At 69.3% G+C, this 11,780-nt stretch carries 9 protein-coding genes, 1 rRNA gene and 2 pseudogenes; 6 read left to right on the top strand and 6 right to left on the bottom strand.

Features of this window, described 5'->3' with window-relative positions:
- Window positions 1–87, top strand: a 5S ribosomal RNA gene (gene rrf, locus B0I32_RS49225); the annotation flags it as partial.
- Between the two features lie 848 nt (window positions 88–935).
- Here rrf and B0I32_RS58410 read toward each other — a convergent pair.
- Window positions 936–2,648 (bottom strand): hypothetical protein, encoded by a 1,713-nt coding sequence (locus tag B0I32_RS58410; protein ID WP_181308635.1) that lies wholly within the window; start codon window positions 2,646–2,648, stop codon window positions 936–938.
- On the opposite strand from B0I32_RS58410, the gene B0I32_RS49220 reads away from it, so the two are divergent.
- The gene (locus B0I32_RS49220; RefSeq protein ID WP_245956633.1) at window positions 2,553–3,833 is read left to right on the top strand and encodes a tetratricopeptide repeat protein; all 1,281 of its coding nucleotides are present in this window, start codon (window positions 2,553–2,555) and stop codon (window positions 3,831–3,833) included. The two genes, B0I32_RS58410 and B0I32_RS49220, sit on opposite strands and share 96 nt — an antisense overlap.
- A 1,274-nt stretch (window positions 3,834–5,107) precedes the next feature.
- Here the strand turns inward: B0I32_RS49220 and B0I32_RS49215 are convergent.
- Complete coding sequence (locus B0I32_RS49215; protein ID WP_106251563.1) at window positions 5,108–6,034, bottom strand: MBL fold metallo-hydrolase; 927 nt, start codon at window positions 6,032–6,034, stop codon at window positions 5,108–5,110.
- Here B0I32_RS49215 and B0I32_RS49210 point away from each other — a divergent pair.
- The gene (locus B0I32_RS49210) at window positions 6,024–6,554 is read left to right on the top strand and encodes a single-stranded DNA-binding protein (protein ID WP_106251597.1); all 531 of its coding nucleotides are present in this window, start codon (window positions 6,024–6,026) and stop codon (window positions 6,552–6,554) included. The two genes, B0I32_RS49215 and B0I32_RS49210, sit on opposite strands and share 11 nt — an antisense overlap.
- Before the next feature lie 58 nt (window positions 6,555–6,612).
- Here B0I32_RS49210 and B0I32_RS60585 read toward each other — a convergent pair.
- Window positions 6,613–8,118 (bottom strand): annotated as a pseudogene (locus tag B0I32_RS60585) (DUF1015 family protein); the annotation flags it as partial.
- A 247-nt stretch (window positions 8,119–8,365) separates the two neighbouring features.
- Between B0I32_RS60585 and B0I32_RS56980 the strand changes: the two are divergent.
- Complete coding sequence (locus tag B0I32_RS56980) at window positions 8,366–8,614, top strand: hypothetical protein (RefSeq protein WP_146178588.1); 249 nt, start codon at window positions 8,366–8,368, stop codon at window positions 8,612–8,614.
- Window positions 8,615–8,664: 50 nt separating this feature from the next.
- Here B0I32_RS56980 and B0I32_RS49200 read toward each other — a convergent pair.
- A pseudogene (locus B0I32_RS49200) lies at window positions 8,665–8,859 on the bottom strand (DUF1015 family protein); the annotation flags it as partial.
- A gap of 120 nt (window positions 8,860–8,979) precedes the next feature.
- On the opposite strand from B0I32_RS49200, the gene B0I32_RS49195 reads away from it, so the two are divergent.
- Window positions 8,980–9,402 (top strand): tetratricopeptide repeat protein, encoded by a 423-nt coding sequence (locus B0I32_RS49195; protein ID WP_106251562.1) that lies wholly within the window; start codon window positions 8,980–8,982, stop codon window positions 9,400–9,402.
- A gap of 270 nt (window positions 9,403–9,672) precedes the next feature.
- Here the strand turns inward: B0I32_RS49195 and B0I32_RS49190 are convergent, their stop codons facing one another.
- Window positions 9,673–10,113 carry a TipAS antibiotic-recognition domain-containing protein gene (locus B0I32_RS49190; protein ID WP_245956631.1) on the bottom strand — a complete coding sequence of 147 codons (441 nt, stop codon included), beginning with the start codon at window positions 10,111–10,113 and terminating at the stop codon, window positions 9,673–9,675.
- 78 nt (window positions 10,114–10,191) lie between these two features.
- Here B0I32_RS49190 and B0I32_RS49185 point away from each other — a divergent pair, with 78 nt between their 5' ends.
- Window positions 10,192–11,163, top strand: a complete 972-nt coding sequence (locus B0I32_RS49185; protein WP_106251558.1) for an HAD-IIA family hydrolase — start codon at window positions 10,192–10,194, stop codon at window positions 11,161–11,163.
- Between the two features lie 240 nt (window positions 11,164–11,403).
- Here the strand turns inward: B0I32_RS49185 and B0I32_RS49180 are convergent, their stop codons facing one another.
- Window positions 11,404–11,751 carry an SCP2 sterol-binding domain-containing protein gene (locus tag B0I32_RS49180; RefSeq protein WP_106251557.1) on the bottom strand — a complete coding sequence of 116 codons (348 nt, stop codon included), beginning with the start codon at window positions 11,749–11,751 and terminating at the stop codon, window positions 11,404–11,406.
- Window positions 11,752–11,780 lie beyond the last annotated feature (29 nt).

Here is an 11,780-nt window from a genome sequence, read left to right as displayed (position 1 = left end):
GGTTACATTCCGAACCCGGAAGTTAAGCTTCTCTGCGCCGATGGTACTGCACTCGGGAGGGTGTGGGAGAGTAGGTCACCGCCGGACAATCTTTCATGGAGAGGGTTCCGACGCTTCACAGCGTCGGGGCCCTCTTCTTGCATTTCCGGACCCTTTTTGGCCTCCTCCATCTGAGTCACAAGGAGGACGCGCCCAAGTTCTCCGACATGGATTGTTGGGACCTCGTAGGTGGCGACCCTGATCCCAGCCGGCTCCTGTGACCTGATCACCGGCACCAGCGGCAGGGCCAGGCGAGCGCGACGACGAGTCGCAGCATCTCCTTCGCCACACCAGCGGCCAGGTGATCATTATCACGGTCCCGCACTGACGCTGCACGCATAGGTCACCTGAACTTCCTTTACCTGCCCCTTCACTTATCGGCAGGCGGATCTGCCTCGACATCCCCTAAGGACGGCCCTTCCCAGACCGTCCCCTCGGGGCAGCCCTTGAAGAGATCCGCACCCAGACCCTTCCCTGGGGACGGCCCAAGCCCAGCCCTGCCCTTGGAACAGCCTTGCCTAGACGCTCCTGGGGGCGGCTGTGTCGAGGGGCTTGGGCAATCGACGGCCGGCCAAGCGGCCGCGAACGGCGTCAGACGACCTATCGAGCCGCAGCTACGCTGAGCTCTTCATGCGTGGATGCCGGCCATGATGAAAAGCCGGATGTCGACGTACATATCTCTGATGCTGGCGTTGACCGTTCATATGGGTGGGTTTCCCGACCGTCATATGGCGAGTGGCAGATGTCGGCGGGATTGCTCGGGGAGTGAGCGGAAATCGAAGGCAGGGCTCGGCTGTTGCGTGCCGGCGAGGTGCATGGGAGCGCGGTCTTGCTTGTCCGGGTTTGGGCATTGTCGATATCCCGGTTGGACAGGCTCGTGGACGTTCCACGGCTTGCTAGGCTGGAGGCACACCGGGCCACCCCCACGGGTGGCCTTCGTCGCGTAAGGCCCAGGGTGGGCGGCGACCAGCCACGGTGGACCGTCGTTGAGAGTCCGCTGGGTGAGCCAACGAAATGGACCAGAAGTGAACAGAGATAACGGACCGGACGGCGGACAGCGCGGGGGCGGCGAGCACGAGGACAAGCGCTCGGGCGGAGGTGACAGGAGCGGCGGCTACGGCTCCCGCGGGCGAGACTCCGGCGGGGACCGTCCGTTCCGTTCCGGCGAAGGGTCGCGGTCCTACAACCGCGGCGACAGAGGGCCCAGGCGGGACGACTCCAGGGACGACCGCCCGGCACGCCGTGACGGCGACGAGCGCCGTACGTACCGCGATCGGGATGATCGCGGGCCGCGCCGCGAAGGCGGCTATCAGGACCGGGGTCCGCGCCGTGAGGGCGGCTACCGCGACAACCGCGCCCCCCGGCGCGACGGTGATGACCGCGGACCTCGCGGTGACGATCGCCGTACCTATCGGGACAGGGATGATCGTGGTCCTCGTCGTGAGGGTGGCTACGGTGATCGGCGTGAGGGTGGTTACGGTCCTCGTCGCGAGGGGGGCGGGTTCCAGGATCGTGGACCCCGTCGTGAGGGTGGTTACCAGGATCGCGGGCCGCGTCGTGAGGGCGGGTTCCGTGATGATCGCGGGCCTCGTGGTGCCGGCGGTGGGCGTGACGATCGCGGACCGCGGCGCGAGGGTGGGTTCCAGGATCGCGGACCCCGTCGCGAGGGCGGCGGCTTCCAGGATCGTGGACCTCGCCGTGAGGGTGGTTACCAGGACCGCGGACCTCGCCGTGAGGGCGGGTTCCGTGACGATCGCGGGCCGCGCCGTGAGGGCGGCTACCGTGACGACCGTGGGGACCGGGGCCCACGCGGCGAAGGCGGCGGTTACGGCGCCCGTCGTGAGGGTGGGTTCCAGGATCGCGGACCCCGTCGCGAGGGCGGCGGTTACCAGGACCGTGGGCCGCGCCGCGAAGACGACGGACGTCGTACCTATCGGGACAGGGATGATCGTGGTCCTCGTCGTGAGGGTGGCTACGGTGATCGGCGTGAGGGTGGTTACGGTCCTCGTCGTGAAGGCGGCGGGTTCCAGGATCGTGGACCCCGCCGTGAGGGTGGTTACCAGGATCGCGGGCCGCGTCGTGAGGGCGGGTTCCGTGATGATCGCGGGCCTCGTGGTGCCGGCGGTGGGCGTGACGATCGCGGACCGCGGCGCGAGGGTGGGTTCCAGGATCGCGGACCCCGTCGCGAGGGCGGCGGCTTCCAGGATCGTGGACCTCGCCGTGAGGGTGGTTACCAGGACCGCGGACCTCGCCGTGAAGGTGGCTTCCGTGACGATCGCGGGCCGCGCCGTGAGGGCGGCTACGGCGGACGTCGCGAGGGCTACTCCGACCGGCGCGAGGGTGGCTACCGCGACCGGCGCGAAGGCGGTTTCGGCGGTGACCGGGACAGGGACCAGCGGGACTCCAGGCCGTTCTCGCGGGATGACCGTGATGAGCGTTCCGGTACACGGGCCCGGTACGGCCGGCCGGACCGGGACGGCGAGGCCGCTCCGCAGCGCGAGAAGCTGCCCGAGATGGCTCCCGACATCACCGTCGACGAGCTCGACAAGGAAGTCCTCGAGGAACTGCGTTCCCTCCCCGGCGACCTGGCCGACCTCGTCGGCCGGCACCTGGTCGCCGCCGAGCGCGCGCTCGAAGAGGACGATCCCGATCAGGCACACGAGCACACCAAGGTGGCGCGCAGGTTCGCGGCTCGCATCGGCGTCGTACGGGAGGCAGCGGGCATCGTCGCCTACCGGGCCGGACACTTCTCGGAGGCGCTGAGCGACCTGCGGGCGGCCAGGCGGATGACGGGTTCGGAGGCGTACCTGGCGGTCATGGCCGACTGCGAGCGCGGTCTCGGTCGTCCCGAGCGGGCCATCGACCTCGTACGTTCGCCCGAGGCCGAGCGTCTCGACCGCGACGGGCGCATCGAGCTGACCATCGTCGAGTCCGGCGCCCGCCGGGACCTCGGCCAGCACGACGCAGCCGTGATCACCCTGCAGCGCCTTCCCGAGCTGCGCGACCCGCAGCCCAAGCCGTGGTCGGCGCGGCTGGCCTTCGCGTACGCGGACGCGCTGGCCGACGCCGGGCACCAGGAGGCGGCCACCGAGTGGTTCGGCCGCGCGATGGCGTTCGACGAGGACGGCGAGACGGACGCGGCCGAGCGATACGCGGAGCTGACCGGGGCCGTCATCGAGGACGTCGAGGAGGACTACGACGAGGAGGCCGGGCTGGACGGCGCGGCCGACGACTCGGACGACCTCGACGAGGACTTCGACGGAGACGACGTCTCTGAGGTCTCGGCTGAGGTGGACGAGGACGAAAACGACGACGAGGACGGTGTCGATGACGCCGCTGCTCTCGCCGAGGCCGGCGACCTTCTGGCGTCTGGTGACGTTCTGGACGAAGCGCCGGAACGGGACGATTCCGTCGTCGTACCGGCGGTCGAGGACTCCGCGTCCGAGGCCGAGCCGGTCGAGTCTCAGACCCCGGCGGTCGAGGACCAGGCCGGTGTCGTGCAGGGTGGATCCACCGTTGCTGAGGTCGGTGCCGATGCACAGCAGGCTGGCGTAGAGCCTGAGGCGGCGCAAACCGTACCTGACGACTCTGCGGAGCCCGTTGACCAGGGGCCGGAGGCTGACCCTGCTCGCGGTCAGGAGCCCGAGGTTGACACGGCTCGACAGGACAAGGCGGAGAAGGCGTCGGAGCCGACCGAGCCGCCGGGGATCACGCCGGCGTTCATCGAGCCGAACTTCGGCGACGTGCTCGACGACTCCAACGAGGCGTCCACGGACAAGCCCAAGAACGACTGACTCATACTCCACACACCGCCTCCTCTGGATTTGCCGGGGGAGGCGGTGTCGTGTGAGCCATGGGAAATCGTCCGTCCGGCTCTGCTCGGCGGTGGATCGTCGGGGCGGAACCCATTCGTGAGCTGCGGATTCGTCCGATGAAACAGAGACCTTGGGTCGCCGTGCGATGTGGCTCCTGCCCGCCCGTGGCAGAGATGCGGTGTGGTGAGCGCGAAGCGACCGCGCGTTCGAGATGACGAACTGGACGACCTGGATGCTCGCCTCGGCTGACGTCGCCGGTGGGCCGAGTGCTGCACGGGTGGCCTCAACCGCGTAGGCGCGAACGACCGCATCGGCGGACGATCGCACAGACACGCGCGACCGAACGGGCGCGCACGACCATGGGCCTGAAGCCAGACGTGCCCAGCCACCGTATGGGCGCTCACCATCGCCGTGGGGTGTCCCCGCGCCTCGGAGCTTTCAGTGCCGAAAGGCCATTTGACAGGGCGGCCTGGTCCACGGCCATCGCGTCGTTTCTCCCCTGCGTGTTACTTGGCGCTGTCACACAGAGACTCACGCGATGGCCACCTTCGTTGAAGGCGCCGCACCGATGAGGGCCGGTTCTACACCACTCGACGGGACGTGACCCTACGCCTTCCGCCGGGATGTAACGCGCTGGAATCGCGACTCAGACGGAGGCGTCGAACTATGACGGCAGCCTGACGCATTCGGCTTACTGGAGTGGCTATCGGCCGGGGTGGCGTGACGGCGATGGCAGGCGAGGCAGTCGAGCTGCGGCGGTGGCGTGGTGTGAGGGCGGCTGGACGACGATCCCACGGCGGGGCGTCAGCCGGAGGGCGTGACGGCGATGGCAGGTCGATGCGATCGAGCTGCGGTGGCGGCCGTGGTGCGAGGGCAGGCCGGATGGCCGACGCCGCAGTGGCCGCGTGGCTGCTGGCCGGATCTGCGGAGATGACGAGATCGCGACGGCATGCGGATGCGATCGAAATGCGGCGACAGCCTTGGCGACGACGGGCCGACACGACAGCTTTCACGGCGGTGGCATGGAATGCCAACGGGCGTGACGGAATCGCGACGGCACACTGACCCGACGAAGCCTGCGGCAGCGGCGCCGAGCATGACGGCGGGCTGCCGGCATGACCCGAGGCCCCCAGCGGTGGCATGGCCGTCAGCCGGGGCCAAAGGATCTGCATCCGCTGTCGCGGCGCGATGGAATCACTACGGTCGTGATGTCGTCGCGCGTTCGCCTTAGCCCTCGCGTTCTCGAAGTGGGCTCATGGTGAGGTGCGGTCGAGCCAGTGCAAGATCCCCGCGACGTTCGACGCGGCGCCGTTCAACAGCTCGAACTGCTCCGCCGTGGCCTCATCGGCGGTCAGCGCGCTGTAGCGCTCCTTGGTGCGGTCCCTGACCATGGCGACGGCGTGGTCCAGGTCCAGGCCCTCCGACCGGGCCTGCTGCGTGAGATCCACCCAGACCCGGAGCTCTTCCGCAGACCGTTCAAGCGTCTCCTGAACCGCCTCGACCGGCCCGTAGTGGCTGAACAGTAACCTCTGCGGCCCAAGTGCCTCGAACAGGGCGATCGAGTCGAGCGCGGTCTTCAGGTCGAAGTCCGGCGGAGGGGTCGCGGGGCGCAGGTCTCCGGTTTCGGGCAGATAGACGCCGGCCGCGTCCCCGACGTACAGGTCGCCGGTGGCGGAGTCGACGAGGCCGACGTGGTGCTTGGCGTGGCCGGGGGAGTAGTGGCTGCTCAGCGTGCGCCCGTTGCCCAGGTCGATGGCGCCGGTGTCGCCGAGGGCGAGGATGCGTTCGGCTTCGGTGGGAGCCAGCTCGCCGAAGAGGGTGTCGAGCTTGTCGCCCCAGACCATGCGGGCGCTGGCCATGAGCCGGGACGGCTCGGCGAGGTGGCGTGCGCCCTTCTCGTGTACGACGACCTGCGCGGACGGGAAGAACCTGGCCATGTCGCCCACTCCGCCGGCGTGGTCGAGGTGGATGTGGGTCACGACGACGGTGGCCAGGTCGTCGGGGCCGACGCCCAGTGAGGCGATCGCGTCGCGCACCACGGGGGCCGAGGTCGAGGTGCCCGTCTCCACCAGGCAGGGCCGGTCGCTCAGGATGAGGTAGCCCGCCGTGATGCCCGCATATCCAGCCATTCTGGTGTCGATCTCATAGACGTCGCCGCCAAGCGCGGTGATGTTGTCCACAGGCACTCCTGATCGTCCAGCCGTTATCCCCAGAACGGCGTTCGGGCCGCTCCGGCGTCCCCTCATCGTAGAGAGTGATCCTCACCAGAGCACCGATAGGAGGACGACCGTGGATCGAAACGAAGTCTTGCTGGTGGGGAGACTGTCAGCGCCGGTCGAGGATCACCCGTTGCCGAGCGGCGACACCGTGTCGAAGTGGCGCATCATCGTGCGCCGCCGACGTCACAGACGCGGCGCCGCCCTCACGGACAGCGTTCCGTGCGTCACGTTCAACCCGGAGACCGCCGCCGTGGTCCGCGCACTCAAACCCCGCGACTACATCGAGGTGACGGGGTCGTTCCGTTGCCGCGTCTTCGGCCCCTCGGCCGCCAAGATCTGGCGGTACGAGGTGGAGGTGAGCTCCGCCAGACCCTACGAGGCGGAGCTGACAGAGCCCGCCGATCCGGTCGGCGACGGCGGCGTGGGCAGTCTCGCCGTCCTGATCCCCCGGCAGGTCCCCTACCTGGCGCCTGCCGTCTGACCGGAGGGAGCCCGCAGCGCGGGACGGCAGAGCATGCACTTCGTCGGCGGCCCGGCACTCAGTCGATCGCGAACGTGCGCAGGACCAGGCCGGTTCTCGGTTTGGGGCCGAAGGAGGTGGACTTGCGGGGCACGCGTTCGCCGCCGGCGGCCACCGCCAGCACGTCCTCGATCGCTAGCGGCCTGAGGATCACGGCGGTGCCGCCCGTGCGTACGGCGAGCCGGGCCGCGGCGTCGGTGTCGTGGTGGACGATGCGCACGGTCCGGTCGTTGTCGCGCATGCCCCACACCACGGGCAGGACGAACTCGGTGAGGATGGAGGTGTTGAGCGAGTTCCACCGGTCGGAGTGATCGGGCGGCATGGCGCGGGCCAGCCGCACCGGATCCGGGTCGGTGAGCAGCCTCGAGCCTCCCTCGCCGGCCAACAGGAAGGCGGGCTCCGGCACGCTGTCCAGCGCGGCCAGGCCGCTCGCCAGGTCGTCGTAGTACCGCACCTGCCAGAAGCTCCGCGCCCGCTCGGTGGCCTCGCTGAGGGGGAGGCCCGGGATCACGCGGTGGATGGCCTTGAGGTCGGGCGGGTACGCGGCGCTGTCCACGAGCAGCGCCAGCCCGAAGTCCCACGGCCCAGCCCGTCCCGCGCCGGGATTGCCCGCGTTGGTTTGGGCTTGGCCGGGGTCGCCTGCGCTGGCGCGGGCCCCGCTTGAGTTGCCTGCGTTGGTACGGACTTGGCTGGGTTTGCCGGTGCTGGCGCGGACCTTGTTGGGGTCGCTCGCGGTGATTTGAGCTTGGCCGGGTTCGTTTGTGCTGGCGTGGGCCTCACTGGGGTTGTCTGCGTTGCTTTGGGATCGGCTGGGTTCGTCTGTGCTGGCGTGGGCCTTGCTGGGGTCGGCTGCGGGGGTGCGGGCTTCGCCGGTGTTGTCAGGGTCGGTAGGGGTTTGGCTGAGGTTGCCTGCGTTGGTGTCGGCCTTGCTGGATTCGCCTGCGCTGGTATGGCCCTCGCTGGGGCTGCTGGTGTCGGGGAGGCTTGTGCTGGGGGTGCTGATGCCGGGCTCGCGGGCGGTGGCGTGTTCCTGGCGTTGCAGGACGCGGTACGTGGCGTAGCGGTGGTGGCCGTCGGCGATCAGGGCCTGGCGGTGGTGGAGGTCGGCGTTGATCGCGGCGATCTCCACCGGGTCCGTGATGGCCCAGAGGCGGTGGGTCAGGCCGTCTTCGGTATGGGCGGTCACCAGCGGGCGTCGCTTGGCGGCCACCTCGTCCACCAGGGCAGTGGCGGTGCCGCTGCCGCCCTCGTACAGCAGGAAGATGGGCTCGAGGTTGGCCTGGGTGGTGCTCATGAGGGCGAGGCGGTCCGCGACGGGGCCTGGCATGACGTCCTCGTGCGGCAGGATGATGCGCTGCGCGGGGTCGGCCAGGCCGACGTCTCCGATCAGGCCTCGCTGGAAGACATCGGGGCCGCTCTGCTCGTAGACGTACAGTGCCGGTACCTCGTCCGGGACCAGCACGCCTTCCGCCAGCCATGCTTTGAGCGTTCTCCCGGCCTCGGCGTAACGGGCTTCGACTGGTACCTCGCCGGTTGGAGATGACGCGTCCGGCCGGAAGTGGGGCGGGGCTCCGGGTTCTGTGAGCTGGTGGGTGGCTGCTGCGTCGTCGGTGCTCGGTGAGGTCTGTGAGGTCTGTGAGGTCTGTGAGGTCTGTGAGGTCTGTGAGGTCTGTGAGGTCGGTGAGGTCGGTGAGGTCGGTGAGGTCGTGTCCGTTGTGTTGTGGGGCGGTGTGCTGGGTTGTGAGGCGTGATCGGCGGTAGGCGACGACTGGGTGGCGGTCGGAGAGGCCACGTCCGGCCGGAGATGGGTTGAGGTTTCAGGTTTTGAGGGCTGGTGGGTGGCTGGTGTGTCGTCGGTGGTCGGTGAGGTCGGTGAGGTCGGTGAGGTCGGTGAGGTCGGTGAGGTCGGCGAGGTGGGTGAGGTCTTGTCCGTTGTGTTGTGGGGCGGTGTGCTGGGCGCCGAGGGGTTGTCGGCAGTGGGTGAGGGGTCGGTGGTGAGGGAGGCTGCGGCTGGGCGGTGAGCGGGTGGGGCGGGCGGTTCCGAGGCGTGGTGGGCCGTGGACGAGGAGTCGCTGGGAGTGGAGCAGGGAAGGATGAGGCGTACGACGTTGTTCGGGTGAGAGTCCAGGAGGGCCTCGACGTCGGCGTCGGAGATCAGGTCGTACGGCGGGGAGGTCACCTTGGCGGGATCTTCGACAGCGAAACGCACGCCCCGGAAGGGCCGTAGCACCAGGCCGTCCGGCACCGGCAGTTCAGGAGTCCCCATACCGGGCATGCTGCCATAAGTGCTCAAACCTTCCGGAAGTCGCCCCATGGTCGCAGTCGTGCCCGTTCCGCGTCAGGGCGGAGCGGGGGAAGCCGTACAGCGATGAAGGAGTCCCCACACATGGCTCACGAGGGAAACGTTCATGATGAGAACCCAGGCGCCCCCCTGGGTGGTGTTTACGACTGGTATCAGCGTGGCGTCCGCTTGCTGAAAGAGGGGAGCCCGGCGGCCGCCGCGGCGCTGCTCGAACGGGCCGCCGCCGCGGAGCCCGAATCGCGCAGCATTCTTGAGGCGCTGGCCCGGGCGCAGTTCAACTCCCGGCAGTATGCCGAGGCGGCGGCCAGCTTCCGGCAGATCGTGGATGCGAACCCGGCCGAGGATTACGCCTATTTCGGGCTTGGGCTGGCGTTGTGGCGGACGGGGGATGTGGAAGGGGCGCAGGAACCGCTGGCGATCGCGGTGGCCATGCGACCGGATGAGCGGCATTATGTGTCGGCTTTGAAGAGCGTGCGGGCGACGTTGCGCGCACGACGGGAGATGTGATCGCCGGCCCGGCCACCTGCCCGCCATAAGTCCTCAACGCTTTTGTGAATCGGATTTGTGAGTTGGGTTACGGCCTCCTTTCGTCCGTACCTCTCCTCGCCTTCAGGCTGTTTCTTCGGCTGGGCTGTTGTTTCGTTCGGGCGCCCTTGTCGTTCGAAGCGTTCTCTGGTCCGGCTGCTCTTTCGATCGGGCTCGTCTGTTGCGGCGGGGTCGGCGAATTCGTTCAGGATGGATCTGCCGGCCGGCTGATGGCTTTCTGCGGGTGTGGTGTCAGGCGGTGTGGCGGTCGGCGTTGGCGGTTATGGCAGCTTGGTAGTAGGCGGCCAGGCCGGGGGCTGTGGCGTCGATGGAGGCGGTGAAGCGGGGGTCGCTGACGTACATGTCGCCGAGCCCGCGGTGGATCTCGTACGTGCACTCGTAGCACCAGCGGGTGATATGGGCCCGATGCTCCTCCGCCAGGTTCATGGCGGTCTCCCCGTCCGCCGGTGCGCCCGAGCGCATCGCGTCCGCCATCCGCGAACTGATGTCGCCCGCCTCCGCCATGAAGCGCTGCCAGTCCTGCTTCGTGTACGCCGACGAGCGCCGCATGGCGTCCGTCCAGGACTGGGTACCGCCCCAGCGCTGCTCGGCCTCGGCCGCGTGGTCGTCGGGGTCGAAGCCGCCGAACAGCTCGGCGCGCTCCTGCGGGGTCAGGTCGAGTGGTGCGGACATGGTCATCCCTTCCTCAGGTGAATATGAGGAGGACGCTAAAGTCTCACGCAGCGTGAGAGTCAAACGGGAAGAGGCCCTGTGCTGATCGACGGCTATGACACCCTGCTGCTCGACCTCGACGGCGTGGTCTATCTCGGCAGCCACGCGGTGCCCGGAGCGCCGGAGGCGCTGGAGGAGGCTCAGCGGCGCGGCGCCCGGCTGGCGTACGTGACCAACAACGCCTCCCGTACCCCGTCCGCCATCGCCGCGCACCTGCGCGAGCTGGGCGCGCCCGCCGAGGCCGGTGACGTGGTGACCTCGGCGCAGGCCGCCGCCCGGCTGATCGCCGAGCGGGTTCCGCCCGGCGCGAACGTGCTCGTGGTCGGCGGCTCGGGACTGCGCCTGGCCGTGCGCGATCAGGGGCTGCGGCCCGTCTCGACGGCCGCCGCATCGCCGGCCGCCGTGGTGCAGGGGATCGCCCCGGGCCTGTCGTACGGGCTGCTGTCGGAAGGCGCGCTCGCGGTGCGGCACGGGGCGCTGTTCGTGGCGTCGAACGGCGACAGCACGATGCCGACCCAGCGCGGCGAGCTGCCGGGGAACGGCGCGATGGTACGAGTGATCGCCGCCTCCACCGGCGTCGAACCCGTCTACGCGGGCAAGCCGGAGCCGCCGCTGCACCGGGAGTCGATGATTCGTACGGGGGCGCGCAGGCCGCTCGTCGTCGGGGACCGGCTCGACACCGACATCGAAGGGGCGACCAACGCCGGAGTGGAGAGCCTGCTGGTCCTGACCGGGGTCGCCACGCCCGCGGATGCGCTGACGGCTGAACCCAGGCACCGGCCCACGTACGTGGGAGAGGATCTGGGGGCGCTGCTGCGACCGTATCCCGAGGTGCGCGACGGCGCCTGCGGAGGATGGCGGGCCCGGTGGCGGGACGGGGCGCTGTTCCTGGAGGGCGAGGGCAGCCGGATCGACGGGCTGAGGGCCGCCTGCGACGCCGCCTGGGCGGCGGCCGGTGCTGGGCGGGCGGAGGAGGATGCGGTCAAACCGGTGCTGGACCGCATCGGCTGAGGGTTCAGGTGTGGCTGGCCTGTGCGGTCGGCTGGAGCCATTGCCTGTGTGCCCGGTCGGTGGCGGCACTCCGCGCGGTCCTTTGGCGCCAGGGCCTGCGCGGCCTGCTGGTCCTGGCGACTGGGTGGCTGGCTGCTGCTCGCGGCCTGTGCGACCGATCGGTGCTCGTGGCCTGTGTGGTCCGCTGGTGCCAGGGCCTGCGTAGCCTGGTGGTCCTGGCCGGCTGAAGGTGTGGTGGGGTCAGAGGAGTCTGCGGAGGCGTAGGAGGTCGCCGAAGCTGGCGTCGATCTTCACTCGTCCTCCGAGTAGCGCGCGGGCCAGGTCCAACTCGCCGTCGACCAGGGCGATCAAGTCGTCGCTCACGATCGTGAGCTTGACGTCGGCGGACTTGCCGTCCGCGGGTGGTTGCTCGGTGAACGGGTCCAGCCCCCCGTGGTGCAGCCGCCCGTAGAAGATCACGTCGAGGTCGGACACCCGGCAGCTGACCGTGCGCTCGACCACGTGCTTGGCCCGGTCCGCCTCGTCGATCTCGTCGAACTGGGCCACGAGCTTGGTCAGTGCCGCCCGGCAGTCCTCGACGCTTGCCATGATGCGTATCCTTTCTTCCCTTTGCGGAC

The sequence above is a fragment of the Nonomuraea fuscirosea genome (assembly GCF_003001935.1).
Taxonomy (GTDB): Bacteria; Actinomycetota; Actinomycetes; order Streptosporangiales; family Streptosporangiaceae; genus Nonomuraea; species Nonomuraea fuscirosea.
This window is presented reverse-complemented; position numbering and strand designations above follow the sequence as displayed.